A 19,449-nucleotide genomic window follows, 5' to 3' on the forward strand; every position below is an offset into this window, starting at 1 on the left:
GGCCGGGGGGCACGGGCCGGTCCGCGTGGTTCAGGGCCGGTCGGGGCGACTTGTCCAGGGACGGTCGGGGCGACTTGTCCTCCCCCGCTTCGCTCCAGGGCCGTGCATCTTGATTATTGTCCCCAATCCGGAGCCTCACCGGACTACGAGTCGCTTTGCTGCGGCAGCCTTGCCTCATGGCTTCGGAACCTTTGAGCGAGTTGCAGCTACCGGCGGAATTCTCCGTCGCGAGAACAGGCGCGAGCCTGACGCAGCGTGCCGAAGCACTCCTCGGGGAAGCCCATGAACTCCGTGACGACGCGGCTGAGGAGTGGGGGCTTCCAGGCTTTCAAGATGCTGCGGATTTCGCCGCGGCGATTGAAGGTATTTCACGCATTACGGACTACCTGAAGCTGGTCGCAGCCGCGGCCATCGATCGGCAGAGGACCGCCCAGACACGTGGAGAGGACGGCCTGCGGGAGTTCCGGAGTACCGCAGATTACCTGCGGGCCCGCCTTCGGATCTCGCGGACCGAAGCGCGCCGCAGGCTGGCCCTCGGTTCAGCTGTCCTTCCCGCAACCACAATCACAGGTGAGACTCGCCCACCCGTGTACCCGCGGCTAGCTGAGGCTTGTGCTGATGCCGCCCTCGCTGCAACTGATGCAGATGTGATCGCGCATGCGTTGGAAGAAGCACTTCCGCGGATGGAACCACAGGCTCTCGACGCCATGGAAAAGCAGCTCACGGATATCGGCCCCCATCAGGACCATGATTTTCTCGTCCGTACGGCGAAGCACTGGACCGCCCTGCTGGACCAGGACAGGCCACCTACCGAGGAAGAGCTCGTCCGATTCCAAGGGATCTTCCCGGGACGGCGGCGAAACGGATTGAATCATCTCCACATTTACTGCACCGATGAACAGCACGAGGCACTCACCACCCTGATAAACAGCGCCTCCAACCCGCGGGTGAACGGCCAGGACGGAACCAACCGCGGCGCCCCGGAACCAGACAGCAGGACCGAACCCGGCTGCGGGACCGAACCCGGCGCTGCCCAACCATGCGCGACCCCACCCGGCGCTGCCCAACCAGGCGCCACCAAGCCCGAGCCCCGCATTCCTGTCGCGGGAGCTTCTACACCTGCAGCAGCGGGACAAGGTTCACCTGCGGACCACGAGATCCTTGACCGGCTGCCCAGACCCACCCGCCCGCAACTGCTGTTGGAGGGGCTGCTCGCCGCTGTTCGTACTGCCCTGGCGTCCGGAGGCATGCCAGCTTCCGGAGGTCTGCGCCCTCAAGTTATGGTCACTATCAGTCATGACGCCCTCTTGTTGGGGCTGTCGAACCCAACGGGCGGGTCGGGCGCGAGGAACCGCAGGATCCGCCGGGCCCGACCAGCCGGAGAAGATGCCGCCAACGGTCCGGATACCAAGACCACCGAAAACAGGACGTCGCGTTCTCCGTCGCCTGGCATCGCTGCCTTCTCAGGACCAATCGACACCCGAACTGTCCGACGGATAGCCTGCGACGCGGACCTGATTCCAGTAGTCCTGGGATCCAAGGGACAGGTACTGGATCTGGGTCGGGCCGCACGACTTTTCCCTCCCCACTTGCGTAAGGCACTCCACGCCCGCGACCGCGGCTGCACTTTCCCCGGATGTACAGTTCCGGGACCTTGGACCGAAGCGCACCATGTCACCTTCTGGGAACGGGGCGGAGACACCAGCATCGGGAACGGCGTGTTGCTGTGCTCCTTCCACCACCATTTGATCCATCAGGACAACTGGCAGGTATCGATGCGTTCAGGCATCCCCTGGTTCCTGCCGCCCGCTTACGTAGATCCAGAGCGCAGACCGCTGCGGAACACCTACTTCCACCCTGGGTTCCTGGCCTCCGGCGGGATCCCAGACGGAAGCTGACGCGTCCCTGCGGTGTCCTTCCGTGACGGTGTCAGCTCCGGGCCCGGACCGCGGCCTCCAACACATCAAGTGCATCAAGAAGAAGTTCATCGCCAATGGTCAGCGGCGGCAGCAGTCGGATGACGTTCCCGTAGGTTCCGCAGGTCAGCACAATGACACCCTCCTGCAGGCACGCCGCCGCGATAGCCTTGGCCGCCTCGGCGTCGGGCGCCTTAGACCCGGGGCGAACGAATTCCATGGCGAGCATGGCCCCGCGTCCACGGACATCGCCAACGACGCCGTCCTTGACCACCAGTGCCTCCAGCCGGGGCAGGACGAGCTCCTCGATGTGCCGTGCCCGCTCGGCCAGGTCCTGCGAAACCATGGTGTCCATCGCCGCCAGCGCAGCTGCGCAGGCCACTGGGTTTCCGCCGTAAGTGCCGCCCAGACCGCCGGGGTGGACTGCATCGAGCAATTCCGCGCGTCCTGTCACCGCCGAGAGCGGCAGCCCGCCGGCAATCCCCTTCGCCATGGTGATCAGGTCAGGAACAACGCCCTCGTGCTGTACCGCGAACCATTCACCCGTACGGCAGAAACCTGACTGCACTTCGTCGGCGATGAAGACCACACCGTTGGCCTGCGCCCACTCCGCAAGCCGCGGCAGGAAACCCTCCGCAGGAACAATGAATCCCCCTTCGCCCTGAATCGGTTCAATGAGGATGGCGGCAAGCTGGTCCGCACCGATCTGTTTCTCGATCGCCAGGATGGCCCGGTCCGCAGCCTCCACGCCGGTGAGGTCCGGGTTCTCTTCACGGAACGGATAGCTCATGGGCATCCGGTAGATCTCCGGAGTGAACGGACCGAACCCCGTCTTGTACGGCATGGCCTTCGCTGTGAGCCCCATGGTGAGGTTGGTCCGGCCGTGATAGGCGTGGTCGAAAGCCACTACTGCGTCGCGCCCGGTAGCCGAGCGGGCAATCTTCACGGCGTTCTCCACCGCTTCGGCACCGGAGTTGAACAGCACGGTCCGTTTTTCGAAATCGCCCGGAGTCACCGCAGCAAGACGTTCGGCAACGGCCACATACCCCTCGTAGGGCGTCACCATGAAGCACGTGTGCGTGAAGTGCTCCACTTGATCCTGCACGGCGGCGACAACAGCCGGATCAGAGGCACCGACGCTGGTCACGGCGATGCCCGAGCCCAGATCAGTGAAGGCATTGCCGTCTACGTCCACAATGATGCCGCCGTCGGCGTCAGCGGCATACACCGGAAGGCTCGAGGCTACGCCCTTCGCAACCACTGCAGCACGCCGCGCCTGAAGTGCTGCAGACTTCGGACCCGGGAAAGTGCCGGTAATCCGGCGTTGCTGTTCGATGCGGTAACTCGGGGTGGTGACGGAGATGCTCATGGGTTTGCCTTTCGGAAGTACTGCCGGGGAACAGGAATCGGATGCCGGGCTAGGCGTCCAGCGCGGTCATCACATGCTTGATGCGGGTGTAGTCCTCCACGCCGTACATGGAGAGGTCCTTGCCGTAGCCGGAGCTCTTGAAGCCTCCGTGCGGCATCTCGGCAGTGAGCATAATGTGCGTGTTAATCCAGACCGCTCCGAAATCCAGGTCCCGTGACAGGCGCATGGCCCGGCCGTGGTTCGTGGTCCAGACGCTGGAGGCAAGGGCGTATTCAACGTCGTTAGCCATTTCCACGGCCTGTTCCTCGGTGTCGAACTTCTGCACGGTGATGACCGGGCCGAAGGTTTCCTTCTGCACCACATCGTCGTCCTGGCGGGCACCGGTGATGACGGTGGGTTCGAAGAAGAAGCCCTTGGACCCTGCCCTCCGCCCACCGGTCTCCACCCGGCAATGCGCGGGCAGCGCTTCGATCACGGCGTTCACCGCGTTGAAGTGGTTAATGTTGTTCAGCGGACCGAAGTAGTTTTCCTCGTCGTTGTCGCTGCCGGTCTTCAGCTCCTTAGCGGCAGCCACCAGCTTGTCCACCAGTGCGTCGTGGACGGAATCCTCCACCAGAACGCGGGTGATGGCGGTGCAGTCCTGGCCGGCATTAAAGAATGCGAATTCGGCAACAGCTGTGGCGGTCCGGTCCAGGTCTGCGTCTGCAAATACGACGGCGGGTGCCTTGCCGCCTAGTTCCAGATGGGCCCGTTTGAGGGTCTTTGCCGCTCCGGAGGCCACGGCGATGCCCGCCCGCACGGATCCGGTGATGGAAACCAGGCCGGGCACGGGGTGTTCAACCATCAGCTCACCGGTGGCACCGGTGCCAAGGACAACATTGAGCACGCCGGCGGGGAAGATGTCTGCAGCAAGGCGGGCCAGGACCAAGGTGGATTCGGGGGTGGTGTCGGAGGGCTTGAGCACCACCGTGTTACCCGCGGCAAGCGCAGGACCGATCTTCCAGACCGCCATCAGCAGCGGGTAGTTCCACGGAGCCACTTGGGCAACGACGCCGATCGGCTCGCGGCGGATGAAGGAGGTAAATCCTTCCATATACTCACCGGCGGATTTGCCCTCCAGAAGTCTGGCAGCGCCGGCAAAGAAGCGGAGTTGATCGGCCCCGACGGCCACCTCTTCTGCGGCAATCAGCGAACGAACCTGACCCGTATTGCGGTGCTGGGCTTCCACCAGTTCGTCGGAATGGGCCTCAAACGCATCCGCCAGACGAAGCAGCATTCGCTGGCGTTCACTGGGAGTGGTCCGCTTCCACGTGCGGAACGCCGCTGCGGCAGCATCCATGGCCGCGTCAACGTCCGCCTGCACGGATACGGGCGACACGGCTACGACTTCGCCGTTAGTGGGATTCACGACGTCCAGCACATCGGTTCCGCGGGACGGAACAAACTCGCCGTTGATGAAGTTCTGCAGTGTCTCAGCCATGCCGGACGTCCTTTCGGGGCGGGCGGGTGCGTATGCGATTACCTCAAACCTACTGTGAAGCGCAGGTCACACATACGGTCGCCTGCACAGCCTCATGGGACGAAGGCAGTGCAATCGCCTAAACCCAGCGGCTCTATAGTGGTGCAATGTCGATCACACTTTCGGACCTGCTGGCGGCAGGCGGGTTGAACCTGACGCGCCACGGGTCAGCGCCCCTGTCTCCACGGCCTATTCAGTGGGTCGCTGTGACCGAACTCGAGGATCCCGCTCCGTTCCTCGGAGGCGGAGAGGTGGTGTTGACTACGGGTTTGCGGCACCGCAGCGGTGCGGCCCAGCAACGCTTCGTGCAAAGCGTGGAGCGGGCCGGAGCGATAGGAATCGGTTTTGGCACCGGCCTCAGCCATGGCTCGGTGCCGGCTCCCCTGCTCGCCGAGGCGGACAGCCTGGGCGTGCCCGTCTTCGAGGTCCCCTACGGCACGCCGTTTATGGCACTGGGGAAGCTGGTTGCCGATTCCCTCTCCGCCCAGCATGTCGCCCAGCTGCACCAATTGCTTTCCGGCCACCAGGTACTGGCAGAGGCACTGCTCAGCGGCAAGGGCCTGCCACGGCTGCTGGCAGAACTCTCCCGGCTGGTAGAGGCAGACGTTGCCCTCTTTCAATACGGCGCACCGGTTTTCGCCACCTCCGACACGGATTCCTCCTGGCGGCGAATCCCCGTCCCCACGGGAATGCGTGACCGCTGCACACTGGCCATTGCCGAACCGTCCGTACAGCCGGACATCATTGCCTATGCGCAAAGCCTTATCGGCGTGGAGCTGAGCAACCAGGCCGCCAGACGGGCAAGCAGCAGGACGGTTGCCGGGCAGCTCCTGGGAGATGTGGTGGACGGCCGGCTCGCAGGTCAGGACGCGGCCGTGAGGCTGCAGGCAGCGGGCATCGACTCGGCCCTGCGGCAAGCCATACTCCTGGTGGAAGTGGCATCCGGTCAGATCCGCACCCTGCCTACGCTGCCGCTGCCGGCCGCATTCATAGACGTGCCCACGGCCATCCATGAAAACCTGCTGGCCGTGGTTGTTCCGGCTGCCGACGCGAACGGGCTGGCCGCTGAGTTGAGCGCGTATCTCTTTGGCGCCGGGCTGACGGCAAAGGTGGGGATCGGCGGTTCGTACACCGAGGCAGCGGGGCTGCGCTGGAGTTACTACGAGGCACGGGAGGCACTGCGCAACGGTGCAGCAGTAAACGAACCGGACCGTTTGAATCTCACCTCCCTGTTGATGGCCAGCCGCGATGTTCCGCTCTCGGATCTGGCAGCCGAAGCCCTGGACCCTCTGATCGCCTTCGACATGAAGCACGGCGCGCAACTGATCCCTACCCTGGACACCTACCTGCTCCTGAACGGATCGGTGGCCGCCGTCGCCGCAGATCTGGGCCTGCACCGCAACACCGTCCGATACCGGCTTGCACAGATTGCCGAGCTGACCGGATACGACCCGGCGGTGACCGCAGACCGGGTACACCTGTACCTTGCGCTGAGCGTCCGCCGCTTGGGCAGTTAACCTTTAGGAATGACTACCACCGCGCAGGCCAGAACCGTCCGCTGGCAGGGACAGGACGATCCGGAGCGCATGGACACGGCAGTGGTGTCTTTCCGTGACCGGGAACTAGCCGCAGCCGGCACCTCTGTCACAGCCGAATACCGCGCGTCATGGACCCTCTCCACCATCCCGGGCTGGGTCACCCGGCGGCTGACGGTGGAAGTCACGGGGAAGGGCTGGTCCCGGAGCCTGGAGCTCGAACGCAGCACCGAGGGCCGATGGAGCGTGGAGACAACCACGTCCGGACTCACGGACCTGCCTTCCCCCGGAATCGCCGACCCGCGCAGCCTCGACGAAGCCCAGGACTGCGACCTCGGACTGTGCCCGCTCACCAACACCATGCCGATCCTGCGGCTGGACCTGCTGACCGAATCCGCTCCCCCGGATGAGACACAGTTGACGATGGCCTGGGTGGAAATGCCCAGCCTGCGGGTCCTGCCCAGCAGACAGGTGTATTCACAGGTGCGGCCGTATTCTCCGGACCCGGGCCACGCCGTCGTTCTCTACAGCTCACCCAACCGCGGGTTCACGGCCGAACTCACCGTCGACGCTGACGGCACCGTCATCGACTATCCCGGACTGGCCACGCGCCTGCCCTAAGGTCCGAGCCCCTACGTCCCCGGGCACCGGGCACCGGGCACCAGGCACCAGGCACCAGGCACCAGGCACCGCAAAGGTTCCCCCGCGTCCGGACCCGCTCCGTGTCCCGGCTAGGATTGGAATACATCCACTCAACGCACGCTTGGAGACCACATGAGTGAAATTTTCCTGGATCGATTCCGCGCATTGGTCCCCAAGTACCTTGAGGACAACTGGCGGGAAGAGGACGGCATCCCCGAACGGGAGCTCGACTCGATGCTGGCCGCCCACGATTTCAACATCCCGCTGGTACTGCGTGAGTTCTATCTCGCCCTCGGCGGATGCGAAGACCTGATGGAGGCCTTCCACTTCTTCTGGGATCCGGACGAGCTGGAGATCGAAGACGGCTACCTGCTGTTCCTCGAAGATGAGGACGAGAAGTTCGTCTGGGGCATCCGTGCGGACCAGCTGGACGTTCCCGATCCCATCGTATGGCGCCGCAACAACGCGCGCGGAGACTGGCAGAGCGAAGAAGGCACCCTTAGCGAGTATGTCCTGGACATGTTCGAGTGGGTCTTCGAAGAGGATGAAGACGAGGACTGAGCCGTCTATGAAGGACGTTTTTCCTGAAACGACTTGGAAAAGCCACGCGCCTGACGGGTACCAGTGCCCGTTCTGCGACATGGCCTCGGGCGAGTTCCGGAATCCGGGAAACCTTTGCGAGCCCGGAGACCTGATTTACTCCGATGAGCTCGTGCTGGCGTTTATTGCTTCACACGGTTTTGATCCTGAGCCCGGCCACGTCCTTGTCACGCCGCGCCAGCACTTCGAACTGCTCTATGAGCTGCCCGACGACGTCGCGGCGCGGATCATGCTGGTGACCCGGAATATGGCGGTGGCCATCAAGAAGGCCTGGCATCCCGACGGCGTCACCACAAGGCAGCACAACGAACCCGCAGGGAGCCAGCACGTGTGGCACTACCACCAGCATGTGCTCCCTCGCTGGACGGACGACGGGCTTTACTTCACGCCCAAGCGGCCCATCGTGCCGCCCGCTGTGCGTGCCCGCAAAGCGGCCGAGCTGCGCGCGGTCCTATAACCGCGGTTCCAGCAGGAAACCGCAACGGTGCGAGGAATCCTGCGTCACTGCATTCCCGGCAGCGGAAGTTACACCTCGCGGTTGACCACGGCGCGCGCAAAAGCGGCCAGGGCTTCCTTCACGACGGAGTCCGGCAGCGGTGCGAGGGCAGCTACGGCGTCTTCGGACCAGTTGCGTGCAACTTCCCAGGACTGATCCGTGACCGGGCTGCTGCGCAGGGCAGCTACGGCTTCAGCCAGCGCCTCGTCCGAGCTCAAGTCCCTTTCCACCAGTTCGAGCACGGCTGCGGCATCGGCATCCCCGTCGGCAGCGGCACGCCGAAGCAGTAGCACGGGCAAGGTGGGAACGCCTTCGCGCAGGTCAGTGCCCGGCGTCTTCCCGGACTTCGCCTGCTTGCCGGTGACGTCAATGACGTCGTCGGCCAGCTGGAAGGCGATGCCTACCTTCTCGCCGTATTCGACCATGATGTCGATGGTCTCCTGGCCCGCGCCGGAGAACAACGCACCGAACTGGCCGGAGGCGGCAATCAGCGAACCGGTCTTGTCCGCGATCACGGACAGGTAGTGCTCGAGGGGATCCTGGCCTTCGGCAGGACCGACGGTTTCGTGCAGCTGGCCCAGGCACAACCGCTCGAACGTGTGTGCCTGGATAGCCAGCGCCGGGCCGCCCAGAGCGGAGACCAGGCTGGAAGCCCGCGCAAAGATGAGGTCACCGGTGAGCACGGCCACCGAGTTGCCCCAGAGTTCATGTGCTGTCGGGGCTCCGCGGCGGTACGGTGCCTCGTCCATCACGTCGTCGTGATAGAGCGTGGCAAGGTGCGTCAGCTCGACGACCACGGCCGACTGGATAACCTTTTCCGGCGCATCTTCGGCACCGAGATGGGAAGCCAGGAGGGTCAGGAGCGGACGGATCCGCTTGCCGCCGGCCTCCACAAGGTGCCGGGAGGTGACATCGGCGAAGGGATCGGAGTTGGCTACCGCTTCGCGCAGCCGCAGTTCCACCTGCTCCAGGGATGCAGCCATTGACGGGCCAAGCCTCGGGTCCTCAGCCAGCAGGGCGAAGCCCGGCGGCAGTGCGGAAGTGCCCGGCACGGTTTCCGGGCTGGTGTTGGTGGATTCAGTCACTGTTCAAGACTCACTATTTGTCGGAACGGGTGGACAACAGGCATAGAAGTCACGGGTGCTGCGCAGGCTGCCGGGTAGTAATCGGCGTTCCTTGGTTGCTTGCCGGCGGGACCAGCATTTCCAGTAAGGCAATCACTCTATCCTCTATGCCCTTGGAACTGCTGTCCGTCAGGTTAGCGAGCATACGCACCACGAAACGCATAAGCACGGGAATCGGCATTCCTGTGCGCAGCGCCAGTTTCATGACAGCGGGGCGGCCGATCATGGCGGCGAAGATGCGGCCGAGCGTGAAGTGGCTGCCCCATTCTTCCCGCACGTGGGCGGCATAGGCGCGCAGTTCGACGTCGAACGCTGCCCGCGATGTGAGCAGGCCCGGTGCAAGTGCGGCCCCGGAGCCCTCGATGATGTGTTCGGCCGCAAACCGCGCCGATTCCATGGCGTAGGAAATGCCTTCCCCGTTGAACGGGCTGACCATGCCGCCGGCATCGCCGAGCAGCAGCAGCCCCGGCGAATAATGCGGGGTGCGGTTGAAGCCCATGGGCAGGGCCGCCCCGCGGATCTCGCCCACTTGGTTTTCCGGGGTGAAGCCCCACTCTGCGGGCATGCCGGCGGTCCAGTCACGCAGGACCTTGCGGTAATCCAGCTTTCCGAATTCCTTGGAGGAGTTCAGGATGCCGAGGCCGACATTGGACGTTCCGTCTCCCACTCCGAAGACCCAGCCGTAGCCGGGCAGTGGATTGCCGGAGGCATCCGGAAGCTCCAGCCAGCCTTCCATCCAGTCATCGTTGGTGCGCTGGCTTTCGAAGTAGGTACGCACGGCTACGCCCATGGGGCGGTCGTCGCGTTTTTCGATGCCCACGCTCAGGGCGGTACGGCTTGAGTTTCCGTCGGCAGCCAGGACGACGTCGGCGAAGAACTCCCGCCGTTCGCCGGTGCGCCGCCCGTTTTCATCCAGGATGTTGGCGACGGCACCTTCCACACGTCCGTCGTCGCCGCGGATGGCAGAGACCACTGTGTGCCGCTCGAGGATCTTCGCTCCGGCAGCCTGCGCGTGGCGGGCAAGTGCCTCGTCGAAACCGAGACGGGTTCGGATCAGGCCGTAATCGGGGAAATCCGAAAGCGCTGGCCATGGCAGTTCCAGCGTTCGGCCGCCGGCAATCAGGCGCAGCCCCTTATTCCGGCGCCACCCTTCGGCTTCGTCGTGCGGCAGGCCCAGGAACTGGATTTCGCGCACGGCGCGGGGTGTCAGGCCGTCGCCGCAGACCTTTTCCCGTGGGAAGGCGGTCTTTTCGAGAACTGTTACATCCACCCCTGCAGAGGCGAGGTAGTACGCGGCTGTGGAACCGGCGGGGCCGGCACCGACGATAAGGACCTTCACTTGGCCGGATGCCCTCCGGGCTTGACGGCGCGGTGCACAGCCACAATGCCGCCGGTGAGGTTGCGGTAGGCAACATCCTGCCAGCCGGTTTCGGCAATCCAGGCTGCCAGGCCGTCCTGGTTCGGCCACGCCCGGATGGACTCGGCAAGGTAGACGTACGCATCCGGATTGGAGGCGACCTTGCGGGCGATCGAAGGAAGGGCACGCATCAGGTATTCGGTGTACATGGTGCGCCACACCGGAACCACCGGCGAAGAGAATTCCGCAATGACGAGGCGGCCGCCGGGCTTGGTTACCCGGAGCATTTCCGCCAGGGCCTTTTTCGGCTCGTTGACGTTGCGCAGGCCGAAGGAGATGGTGGAGGCGTCGAAGGAGTTGTCCTCGAACGGCAGGTTGGTGGCATCGCCGGCGACGAAGTCGATGTCCGGGCGGCGGCGCTTGCCTACCTTGAGCATGCCGAGGGAGAAGTCGCAGGCAACGACGTCGATCCCGGCGTCTGCGTAGGGCTCGCTCGAGGTGCCGGTGCCGGCGGCAAGGTCCAGGACCCGCTGTCCGGGCACGGCGCCGACGGCGTCCACCACGATGCGCCGCCAGCGGCGTGTCTGTCCGAGGGACAGCACGTCGTTTACGACGTCGTATTTAGGTGCCACGTCATCAAACATGGCAGCAACTTCATCCGGGCGTTTTTCCAACGATGCGCGGTTCACTCTGTCATTGTCTCAAACAATGGGAGGGCCGCCGAACCGGCCGTTGGGTTGTCTGGTTCCTCTCAGCCGGCGGTCCCGATATCGGGCGTGTACCGGCGGCGGAGTAGTGTGGAACCACTATGACCACCCTGCGTTCTGTGACCGTGCCTGTAGGTGAGCTTTCCGCCGCCATGGGCCTTCTGGAGTATTTGGTTCTTGACGAGCAGCTGTGCTGGATCCGGCGCCAGGAGGGGCTGGTGGGCTTTGGGGAAGCGGCCCGCTTTACTTCCAGCGGCCCCGAGCGCTTTGCCCGGGCTCAGGAATGGTGGCGGTCCCTCCTTGCGGAAGCCGACGTCGAGGACCCTCTTGCCGCTCCCGGCACCGGCATCGTCGCCTTTGGTTCCTTCGCCTTCTCCAAGCGCTCCCCCTTTGAATCCCGCCTGGTGGTTCCGGAAATCATCGTTGGGCTGCGCGACGGCGCCGGCTGGGTGACGTACACAACCGCGGATCCCGACGCAGAACTCAACGAGGAGACCGCGAAGGCAGCCCTGGCCCGCTACCTGGACGATCTTCCGCTCTATCGGGAAAGCGACCCGGCAGACCAGGTCCTGCCGGGCATGCTGAGCGAGTCAGAGTGGAAGAACGCCGTGGCACGGTCGGTGGCCCATGTGGCAGCCGGCGATTTGAGCAAGATTGTGCTGGCCCGCGATATTGCCGTGGAGTTGGGCAACCCCCTCGTGGCATCGCAGGTACTGCGCGAACTGGCCGTGCGTTACCGCGACTGCTGGACGTACTCCGTGGACGGATTGATCGGATCCACCCCTGAGATGCTGATCAAGGTCGAAAACGGCACTGCCGAGGCGCGTGTACTGGCGGGAACACTGGACCGCGCCACCGCTCCTGACGACGATCCCCACTACGCCAAGCGGGTGCTGGCCGGTTCCGCCAAGCAGCAGCACGAGCATCAAATTGCCATCGATTCCCTCACCCGGTCCCTTGAACCTTTCACCTCTTCGATGACTTCCCACACGGAGCCTTTTGTCCTCGAACTGCCCAATGTCTGGCATCTGGCCTCAGACGTCACCGCCGAGCTCGCGCCGGATGAGAGCGGACTGATCCCCACGCCCCTGACCCTGGTGGAAGCACTGCATCCCACCGCCGCTGTCTGCGGCTTCCCCACCAGCGTGGCCGGCGAACTTATTAGTGAGCTTGAGCACATGGACCGTGGCCCCTATTCCGGACCGGTCGGCTGGATGGACGCTGCCGGAAACGGTGAATGGGGTATCGCCCTGCGCGGCGCAGTGATCGAAAGCCCCACAAAAGTACGCCTATATGCAGGCTGTGGAATTGTGGCAGGCTCCAATCCTGCGGCGGAACTAGAGGAAACCTGGAGCAAGTTCCGCCCAATGCTTGAGGCCCTTGGCCTGGACCGGCCCCGCGCCGTTCCGGTGCGCAACCCCGATTTCGCATCCTCGCCTGTGGGGTCCTGAAGCCTCTCGGCACCTCTGTCGGAGACCGAATGCATAGGCGATTGGTTTCTTGCATAAATTTACAGTGGGTAGAATAGAAACTCGGATCGTGCCGTCGTGGCCGTTTCCGCCCTGCGCCGCTCTGGAGACGGTTTGGTTTCCGCCTGCGGCCTCTTCTGTTCCTGCCGACCAAAGGTTCTGAATCGCAATGCCGCACAAAGCCCGCACCACTCTCGCTGCCCTCCTTGCTGTCGGAGCGTTGTCCCTGACCGCCTGCGGCGGAGGAGACGACTCCGCGGAGTCCGGTTTCACGACCGTCAACGAGGGCACCCTCACGGTGTGCTCCAACGTTCCTTTCAAACCGTTTGAATACGTAGTGGACGGCGAGTTCACCGGCTTCGATATCGAGCTCACCCGCGAAATTGCCAAAGGCATGGGCCTCGAGCATGAGGTACAGAACGTTGGATTCGACGGCCTGCAGAGCGGAACCGTACTGGCTGCCCGCCAGTGCGATGTGATTGCCGCGGCCATGTCCATCACGGATGAGCGAGCCGAGAAACTGGCATTTTCGGACCCGTACTACGACTCGCCGCAGACCCTCCTGGTTCCTGCCGATTCCTCGGTTGCCTCCCTGGCAGATCTCAAGGGCAAGAAGGTAGGGGTCCAGCAGGGCACCACCGGTGAGAGCTATGCACGGGAAAACGCCGCCGACGCAGAGATTATGTCCTTCCAGACCGATGCGGAACTGTTCCAGGGACTGCAGGCCGGAAACATCGATGCGGTCCTCCAGGACCACGCGGTGAACCAGGACCACACCGAGGACGGCAAGTTCCGGATTTCAGCCAGCTTCGAGACGGGTGAATCCTACGGCCTCGCCATGAAGAAGGAAGGCAGCGAGGAACTGGTCTCGAAGGTAAATGAACAGCTTGCTGATCTGCGGGAGAATGGGAAGTACCAGGAGCTCCATGAACGGTTCTTCACGAAGTAGCCGCACAGGGAATCGGGTGCCGCAGTACGGCACGCCACGGGGCTTATGTTTTGCTGCCGACAGTGGCGGACACGTTACCGAAATATGGACTACGTACGCTCTAGACTGCATCCCAATACCCAGCTACGGGTGAGACTGCTCACACCGTCCGACGTAAGGTTGTAAACCAATGCCGCACAAAGCCCGCACCGCCGCCTTCACCTTTTTGGCCATCGGCGCCCTTTCGCTGACCGCCTGCGGTGGTGACGACGCCGGAGCCTCCGACGACGCCGCCAACGGATACAACCTGGTATCCGAAGGCACACTGACGGTCTGCTCGGACATCCCGTACGTTCCGTTCGAGTATGAAGAGAACGGCGAATACACCGGTTTCGACATGGACCTGGTCAAGGAGATCGCGACCGGTCTTGACCTTGAACTCGCAGTCCAGGACGCCGGGTTCGAGGGAATTGCCAGCGGCACCGTGCTCGCGGCAGGGCAGTGCGACCTTGAGGCCAGCGCAATCACCATCACCCCGGAACGTGAAGAGGCCATGGGCTTCGCCGATCCGTACTATGACTCGCTGCAGTCGCTGCTGGTTCCCGTCGACTCGGACATCAAGAGCATCGAGGACCTGGAGGGCAAGAAGCTCGGCGTCCAGGGAAACACCACCGGTGAGTCCTACGCCCGCGAGCATGCTCCCGGAGCGGAAATCGTGGCCTTCCCGAGCGATGCCGAACTTTTCCCTGCCATCCAGTCCGGTAACGTCGATGCTGTGCTCCAGGACCTGCCGGTGAACATTGGACACACGGAGGATGGTGAATTCACCATCGCCGAAGAGTATGAGACGGATGAGTCCTACGGCTTCGCCATGGACAAGGACAACACCGAGCTCATCTCCGCCGTCAATGAGCAGCTCGCTGAGCTGCGGGACAACGGCAAATACCAGGAGATTTACGACAAGTACTTCACCGAATAACGCCTAGACCGCTGCGTTGTCCCGGGCCGGGTGCCCGGGACGACCCCTTTTCTTCCTTGGAAGGCTCCCCACTTTGAAACCCTCCACCCGCAGACGCCTGTTCCGGGGCGTCCTGTACGCCGTTTTCGTCATCGCGCTGGTAGCCGTAGCGCTGGCTGCCGATTGGGAAGCCATCGGCGAGAACTTCTTCGACGCCGAGGTGGCCCGTGAGGCCTTCCCCACCATCATCACGGTGGCGGTCAAGAACACGATTATCTATACGGTCATCGCTTTCGCCGGCGGGCTCCTCCTGGGCCTGCTGCTGGCGCTGATGAAGCTCTCCCCCGTAGCGCCGTACCGCTGGGCCGCCACGGCCTACATCGAACTTTTCCGCGGACTCCCTGCACTGCTGGTGATCTTCGGTTTCGCTTTCGCCGTGCCGATCGCTTTTGACTGGCGCCCGCCGGGAGGCAGCGCAGGCGCAGGGCTCCTGGCCCTGATCATTGTCTCCGGCGCCTACATTGCCGAGACCATCCGTGCCGGAATCCAGGCGGTCCCCTCCGGCCAGGCCGAGGCTGCCCGGTCGCTGGGCATGGGTCCGGCCTGGACCATGATCTCCGTGACCCTGCCCCAGGCTTTCCGGATCATCACGCCGCCCCTGACCAACGAACTGGTCATCCTGATCAAGGACACGTCGCTGCTCTTCATTGCCGGCATGGCCCTGCAGGACCGCGAGCTGACCACCTTTGCACGCGACTCCGTCTCGCAGACAGCCAACGCCACACCGCTGGTGCTTGCCGCCCTGATGTACCTGATCATTACGCTGCCGCTGACCCAGCTGGTGGCAAAGCTTGAACGACACAACCAGAGAGGCAGGTAGCAGCCATGAGCGTTCCCAACACCAACGCCCCTGCCATCGAGGTCCGCAACCTCCACAAGTCCTTCGGAAGCAACGAGGTGCTGAAGGGCATCGACTTCCATGTAGACCAGGGTGAAGTGGTCTGCGTGATCGGCCCGTCCGGTTCCGGCAAGTCCACCCTGCTTCGCTGCGTCAACCGCTTGGAGGAGCCCACCAGCGGCACCGTCCTGGTGGAGGGCGTTGACATTACCCATCCCGACACGGACCTGGACAAGGTACGCACCCGGATCGGCATGGTCTTCCAGCAGTTCAACCTCTTCCCGCACCTGAACGTGCTGCGGAACCTGACCCTGGCGCAGCGCCGGGCGAAGAAGCGCGGCCAGGAGGAAGCCTCCAAGGTAGCCCTGAAGAACCTCGCCAAGGTGGGCCTGGAGGACCGTGCCACGGCATTCCCCGCCCAGCTCTCCGGCGGCCAGCAGCAGCGTGTGGCCATTGCCCGTGCACTGTCCATGGATCCGGACATGATGCTGTTCGACGAGCCCACCAGCGCGCTGGACCCGGAACTCGTGGGCGACGTTCTTGCCGTTATGCGCCAGCTTGCCGAGGAAGGCATGACCATGATGGTGGTGACCCACGAGATGGGCTTTGCCCGTGAAGTAGGCGACCGCGTTGTCTTCATGGACGGCGGCGTAGTGGTGGAGCAGGGACGTCCCGAGGACGTCCTGGGCAACCCGCAGCACGAACGCACCCGGGCGTTCCTCTCCAAGGTTCTCTAAAGGTTCTTCCCAGCTAAAACAGCCCTTCCTGCTTTGTCCGGGAGGGCTGTTTTTGTGGAATCACCGCTCTTAAACGGGCTGCGGCGCCAGATCGGCTGCGCGGGACCGGACCAGGTCAATGAAGGCCCTCGACCGACGGGACAGCCGCCGCCGGCTAGACCAGGCGATTTCCGCACGCTCCAGCGGCGGTGCAGGCACAACCCGCAGAGCTACAACCGGCAGGCCCTCATAGCTGGTGGACGTGCGGGGACGCTGAATCAACAGCGAATACCCTGCACCGCGGGCCACCAAGGAGCGGATGAATTCGAATTGCTGGCTGCGCAACCCGATCCGCGGTGACAGGCCCGGCGATGAGAAATAGCCCAGAATATCGTCGGCAGACGGTGGCACATCCATCAATAGCAGCGGCTCCGCTGCCAGATCCGCTGCAGAGACGCTTGGCTGGGAGGCCAGCGGATGCTCCGGGGCGAGGATCGCGTGCATGCAGGTGTCATAGAGCGCTGCGGACTCCACGGCGTCGCCACCCCCAAAGGGACCAGACGTCTCATCCCGATCCTCGGGGGCACGGTCCGGGGCCCGCTGCTCAACGGCAGGGTCCTGCCGGGCGGGGCGGACTTCCAGCTGCTGCGCTCACCTACCCTCACTGAACTCGAGGCCAAATATTCAATCGAGACCGAGAGCGGAGAGCGGATCTACGTCACCAATTTCGGAGTCCGGTCTGGATCAGCCGAGGACATTGCCGCCCTGGTGCGTGGCGACGAGGTGGATCCCGCACACATCTATTTCCGGTGCACGCCCCGGCTGCTCTCGGGCGGACCCGAATGGGCGTGGTTGTCCTCCCGCATACTCGTTGGAACAGGTACGAGGCTTCCCTCGGCGGTTCGGATCCGTATCTGGGTCCTCGACTAGGAAGGATGACGCGACAGGACAAATTCCAGCGCTTATCGGTGCCGCGGGCCCATCCCTGGCCCGGTGGGCCAACACATCCGCCGGCGCGGCCTGCACCTCTAAGGTGCAACCGGTCCGGCGTTTCATTCAGCCCAGCGCGAGTCCGTGTTCTTCCAGCGCCTGCGCTATGAGCCGCAGCGCTTTCGGACCCATGCCGTGCAACGAGGCAAGATCCGTCTGCGGGACACCGGCCAGCTTCCGAAGTGAGCCATAGCCTGCCTCGGTCAAGGCACGGGTAGCCGGCGCCCCGATCTTCGGTAAGGCATCGAGCGGCGTAACCATGCAGCGACGCTACGCTTCACCCCGGCGGGCGTACAGGTGGACCGACTAGCCCCGCACCGCTGCCGCCACTGCCGACTGCACCTGCTGATGCAGGCCCCGCAGCGTTTCCCGGGCCGTGCACACTTCCAGGACCGACCGTCCCTGAACCGGCTCGGCCAGCGCCGCTTCAAGTTCATCGGCAGAGCGGACCACTTGGTGCCGGACCCCGTAGCCGCGGCACAACCCGGCCAGGTCCGCGCGGTGCGGTGTTCCGAAGAAGCGTTCCACCAAGGCCGTGTACCGCGGATCCTCCCCCAGTGCACCGTGTTCGAGGACCGAGAAAATACCGCCGCCGCCGTCGTTCAGCACGATCATCTGCAGGTCCGGCTCGTCCTCCCCGTCTCCCAGGAGGAGAGCACCGGCGTCGTGCAGGAACGTGAGGTCACCCAACAGCAGCCGGGTGGGGATGCCGTTGGCCAGTGCAATGCCCGTAGCCGTGGAAATGGTCCCGTCGATCCCCGCCAGACCCCGGTTGGCGTAGACATCCAGAGGATGCCAACCCGGAGCGGCAACCAGATCCATGTCACGGATGACGTTGGAGGAACCGAGCACCAGGTTGGCGTCTGCGGCGTCCCACACCAGGTCGGCGATGTGCAGGCCCGTGAGCCGGGGCTGCTGTTCGAGCAGGTTGTTCAGCGCGTTCAGTGCCGCTTCCGAGGCTGTCCGCCACTGCTCAAGCCAACCGGGCGCCCCGGTTCCCGCAAACTCGAAGAGTCCGGGAATATCGCTGACGATGGTTTCCGGACGCCGCCCCTGGGTAAACCAGTTCACCGGCCGGGGCAGGTAAAGCGCCTTCTCGATGTCGGTACGGGCCAGCAGTGCGGCCACCGGACGGGACAGCGTGGGCCGGCCGAACACCACGACGCGTTCGATCAGAGGACCCAGTTCCGGCAGCAGCAGCCGGTACGCACCCACGGCGTTGGGACCGAAGCGGGCGTTGGAGGACGGTTCGGCCAGCAGCGGCAGCCCGGCACGCAGGGCGAAGAGCGCAGCGAGCTCCCCGGCGCCGTCGCCCGCTACCACCACTGTGCGGTGAACACCGGGAATCGGCGGATGGGAGGCCGGGACCCGGTCCTCTGCCGGAACTGCGGCGGATGCGGGCAAAGCCTCCGGGACGGAGCCTGCTTCGAGGAACAAGGGGTCGGTTTCGCCGGGGGTCAGCGGATCCCGGAACTGGAGGTTCACGTGCACCGGTCCAACGGGAATCCCGTTGCCGAGCCGGGCCAGGGCGGCGGAAATGGCTTCAGCAGGATCGGTGCCGGCCGCCACGTCCGCAGCCGTCACCGGGTAGTGGGCAAAGATTCCCGGCTGCACGGTGGTCTGGTTGGCGCCCGTGCCGTGCAGCTCGGCCGGCCTGTCCGCGGAGAGGACCACCAGCGGGACGCCTGCATGGTGGGCTTCCATCACGGCCGGCATCAATTCGCCGACGGCGGTGCCCGAGGTCGTTACGACGGCGGCGGGACGGCGCCCGCCGCGCGCCAGACCCAGCGCGGTGAAGCCGGCGACCCGTTCATCGATCCGCACATGCACCCGCATCCGGCCCTGCAGCTCCGCTTCCGCCAAAGCGTAGGCCAGCGGTGCACTGCGCGATCCCGGGGCCAGGACGACGTCGCGCACTCCGGCGGATGCCAGGGCAGCGAGGGCGGAGCGGGCTGTCTGGAGGGAGGTCATTCCGGTCCGTGCCGACAGGTCAGGGGTGCCGGCCGCAGAGGAGTTGGAATTCGACGGCCCGGATGCGGAGGACGGGTTGGGAGACTTCGAGGTTCCGTTCACTCTTCCATCCTAGGGTTCGGGGCATCCGGACCGTAGCGGCAGCATGCAGGGGTCACTGGTCGTTCCGCCACGAGCTGCACGCGGAGCCGAATCCTTCTTTCCAAGCGGGACATAGTGCTTTGATCGGAAGGTCTAACCGTCCCCAGCATGGT

19 protein-coding genes are annotated in these 19,449 nt (G+C 64.3%); 11 read left to right on the plus strand and 8 right to left on the minus strand.

Going from position 1 to position 19,449, the window contains the following annotated elements; all coding sequences use genetic code 11:
• Positions 1-176: 176 nt before the first annotated feature.
• Positions 177-1,898, plus strand: a complete 1,722-nt coding sequence (locus LOC56_RS16370; protein ID WP_229950157.1) for an HNH endonuclease signature motif containing protein — start codon at positions 177-179, stop codon at positions 1,896-1,898.
• Between the two features lie 31 nt (positions 1,899-1,929).
• On the opposite strand, the gene gabT is transcribed toward LOC56_RS16370, so the two are convergent.
• The gene (gabT, locus tag LOC56_RS02535) at positions 1,930-3,285 is read right to left on the minus strand and encodes a 4-aminobutyrate--2-oxoglutarate transaminase (protein ID WP_229950159.1); all 1,356 of its coding nucleotides are present in this window, start codon (positions 3,283-3,285) and stop codon (positions 1,930-1,932) included.
• A 49-nt stretch (positions 3,286-3,334) separates the two neighbouring features.
• Positions 3,335-4,765 (minus strand): gamma-aminobutyraldehyde dehydrogenase, encoded by a 1,431-nt coding sequence (locus LOC56_RS02540; RefSeq protein ID WP_229950161.1) that lies wholly within the window; start codon positions 4,763-4,765, stop codon positions 3,335-3,337.
• Between the two features lie 146 nt (positions 4,766-4,911).
• Between LOC56_RS02540 and LOC56_RS02545 the strand changes: the two genes are divergently transcribed.
• From LOC56_RS02545 to LOC56_RS02560, 4 genes are all read left to right on the plus strand, one after another.
• Positions 4,912-6,321, plus strand: a complete 1,410-nt coding sequence (locus LOC56_RS02545) for a PucR family transcriptional regulator (RefSeq protein WP_229950162.1) — start codon at positions 4,912-4,914, stop codon at positions 6,319-6,321.
• A 9-nt stretch (positions 6,322-6,330) separates the two neighbouring features.
• Entirely contained in the window at positions 6,331-6,960 is a 630-nt protein-coding gene (locus tag LOC56_RS02550; RefSeq protein ID WP_229950164.1) for a putative glycolipid-binding domain-containing protein, read from the plus strand.
• 153 nt (positions 6,961-7,113) lie between these two features.
• A complete protein-coding gene (locus tag LOC56_RS02555; RefSeq protein WP_229950166.1) occupies positions 7,114-7,542 on the plus strand; it encodes a hypothetical protein in 429 nt (142 codons plus the stop codon).
• 7 nt (positions 7,543-7,549) lie between these two features.
• A complete protein-coding gene (locus LOC56_RS02560; RefSeq protein WP_229950168.1) occupies positions 7,550-8,038 on the plus strand; it encodes an HIT family protein in 489 nt (162 codons plus the stop codon).
• A 68-nt stretch (positions 8,039-8,106) separates the two neighbouring features.
• On the opposite strand, the gene LOC56_RS02565 is transcribed toward LOC56_RS02560, so the two are convergent.
• Genes LOC56_RS02565 through LOC56_RS02575 form a run of 3 tightly spaced genes read right to left on the minus strand, consistent with a single transcriptional unit; the run spans position 8,107 to position 11,247 of the window.
• On the minus strand, positions 8,107-9,162 hold the full coding sequence (locus tag LOC56_RS02565; protein WP_229950171.1) for a polyprenyl synthetase family protein: 1,056 nt from the start codon (positions 9,160-9,162) through the stop codon (positions 8,107-8,109).
• 49 nt (positions 9,163-9,211) lie between these two features.
• The gene (locus LOC56_RS02570) at positions 9,212-10,540 is read right to left on the minus strand and encodes a geranylgeranyl reductase family protein (protein ID WP_229950173.1); all 1,329 of its coding nucleotides are present in this window, start codon (positions 10,538-10,540) and stop codon (positions 9,212-9,214) included.
• Positions 10,537-11,247, minus strand: coding sequence for a demethylmenaquinone methyltransferase (locus LOC56_RS02575; RefSeq protein WP_229950174.1), 711 nt, complete (start codon positions 11,245-11,247; stop codon positions 10,537-10,539). Before LOC56_RS02575 ends, LOC56_RS02570 begins: the two co-directional genes overlap by 4 nt.
• 119 nt (positions 11,248-11,366) lie before the next feature.
• Here LOC56_RS02575 and LOC56_RS02580 point away from each other — a divergent pair, with 119 nt between their 5' ends.
• From LOC56_RS02580 to LOC56_RS02600, 5 genes are all read left to right on the plus strand, one after another.
• On the plus strand, positions 11,367-12,716 hold the full coding sequence (locus LOC56_RS02580; protein WP_229950176.1) for an isochorismate synthase: 1,350 nt from the start codon (positions 11,367-11,369) through the stop codon (positions 12,714-12,716).
• A 187-nt stretch (positions 12,717-12,903) separates the two neighbouring features.
• On the plus strand, positions 12,904-13,683 hold the full coding sequence (locus LOC56_RS02585) for a basic amino acid ABC transporter substrate-binding protein (protein WP_229950178.1): 780 nt from the start codon (positions 12,904-12,906) through the stop codon (positions 13,681-13,683).
• 169 nt (positions 13,684-13,852) lie between these two features.
• On the plus strand, positions 13,853-14,641 hold the full coding sequence (locus tag LOC56_RS02590) for a basic amino acid ABC transporter substrate-binding protein (RefSeq protein ID WP_229950180.1): 789 nt from the start codon (positions 13,853-13,855) through the stop codon (positions 14,639-14,641).
• Between the two features lie 73 nt (positions 14,642-14,714).
• Positions 14,715-15,500, plus strand: a complete 786-nt coding sequence (locus tag LOC56_RS02595) for an amino acid ABC transporter permease (RefSeq protein WP_229950182.1) — start codon at positions 14,715-14,717, stop codon at positions 15,498-15,500.
• A gap of 5 nt (positions 15,501-15,505) precedes the next feature.
• The gene (locus tag LOC56_RS02600; protein ID WP_229950183.1) at positions 15,506-16,255 is read left to right on the plus strand and encodes an amino acid ABC transporter ATP-binding protein; all 750 of its coding nucleotides are present in this window, start codon (positions 15,506-15,508) and stop codon (positions 16,253-16,255) included.
• 69 nt (positions 16,256-16,324) lie between these two features.
• Here LOC56_RS02600 and LOC56_RS02605 read toward each other — a convergent pair whose 3' ends face one another.
• Positions 16,325-16,738, minus strand: a complete 414-nt coding sequence (locus LOC56_RS02605) for a LysR substrate-binding domain-containing protein (protein WP_229950184.1) — start codon at positions 16,736-16,738, stop codon at positions 16,325-16,327.
• On the opposite strand from LOC56_RS02605, the gene LOC56_RS02610 reads away from it, so the two are divergent.
• Positions 16,733-17,164, plus strand: coding sequence for a DUF3237 domain-containing protein (locus LOC56_RS02610; protein WP_229950186.1), 432 nt, complete (start codon positions 16,733-16,735; stop codon positions 17,162-17,164). The genes LOC56_RS02605 and LOC56_RS02610 overlap by 6 nt on opposite strands.
• Before the next feature lie 126 nt (positions 17,165-17,290).
• On the opposite strand, the gene LOC56_RS02615 is transcribed toward LOC56_RS02610, so the two are convergent.
• Together LOC56_RS02615 and menD are read right to left on the minus strand one after the other, a co-directional pair.
• Positions 17,291-17,485, minus strand: a complete 195-nt coding sequence (locus LOC56_RS02615) for a helix-hairpin-helix domain-containing protein (RefSeq protein WP_229950187.1) — start codon at positions 17,483-17,485, stop codon at positions 17,291-17,293.
• A gap of 45 nt (positions 17,486-17,530) precedes the next feature.
• Complete coding sequence (gene menD / locus LOC56_RS02620) at positions 17,531-19,195, minus strand: 2-succinyl-5-enolpyruvyl-6-hydroxy-3-cyclohexene-1-carboxylic-acid synthase (protein ID WP_229950368.1); 1,665 nt, start codon at positions 19,193-19,195, stop codon at positions 17,531-17,533.
• Positions 19,196-19,449 lie beyond the last annotated feature (254 nt).

It is taken from the genome of Arthrobacter sp. zg-Y179, from assembly GCF_020907345.1.
Lineage (GTDB): Bacteria > Actinomycetota > Actinomycetes > Actinomycetales > Micrococcaceae > Arthrobacter_B > Arthrobacter_B jinronghuae.

Bases quoted from the DNA above. Each gene is read 5' to 3' on its own strand.
- LOC56_RS16370 (WP_229950157.1), top strand. From the start codon at position 177: ATGGCTTCGGAACCTTTGAGCGAGTTGCAGCTACCGGCGGAATTCTCC.
- gabT (WP_229950159.1), bottom strand. From the start codon at position 3,285: ATGAGCATCTCCGTCACCACCCCGAGTTACCGCATCGAACAGCAACGC.
- LOC56_RS02540 (WP_229950161.1), bottom strand. From the start codon at position 4,765: ATGGCTGAGACACTGCAGAACTTCATCAACGGCGAGTTTGTTCCGTCC.
- LOC56_RS02545 (WP_229950162.1), top strand. From the start codon at position 4,912: ATGTCGATCACACTTTCGGACCTGCTGGCGGCAGGCGGGTTGAACCTG.
- LOC56_RS02550 (WP_229950164.1), top strand. From the start codon at position 6,331: ATGACTACCACCGCGCAGGCCAGAACCGTCCGCTGGCAGGGACAGGAC.
- LOC56_RS02555 (WP_229950166.1), top strand. From the start codon at position 7,114: ATGAGTGAAATTTTCCTGGATCGATTCCGCGCATTGGTCCCCAAGTAC.
- LOC56_RS02560 (WP_229950168.1), top strand. From the start codon at position 7,550: ATGAAGGACGTTTTTCCTGAAACGACTTGGAAAAGCCACGCGCCTGAC.
- LOC56_RS02580 (WP_229950176.1), top strand. From the start codon at position 11,367: ATGACCACCCTGCGTTCTGTGACCGTGCCTGTAGGTGAGCTTTCCGCC.
- LOC56_RS02585 (WP_229950178.1), top strand. From the start codon at position 12,904: ATGCCGCACAAAGCCCGCACCACTCTCGCTGCCCTCCTTGCTGTCGGA.
- LOC56_RS02590 (WP_229950180.1), top strand. From the start codon at position 13,853: ATGCCGCACAAAGCCCGCACCGCCGCCTTCACCTTTTTGGCCATCGGC.
- LOC56_RS02600 (WP_229950183.1), top strand. From the start codon at position 15,506: ATGAGCGTTCCCAACACCAACGCCCCTGCCATCGAGGTCCGCAACCTC.
- LOC56_RS02605 (WP_229950184.1), bottom strand. From the start codon at position 16,738: ATGCACGCGATCCTCGCCCCGGAGCATCCGCTGGCCTCCCAGCCAAGC.
- LOC56_RS02615 (WP_229950187.1), bottom strand. From the start codon at position 17,485: ATGGTTACGCCGCTCGATGCCTTACCGAAGATCGGGGCGCCGGCTACC.
- menD (WP_229950368.1), bottom strand. From the start codon at position 19,195: ATGACCTCCCTCCAGACAGCCCGCTCCGCCCTCGCTGCCCTGGCATCC.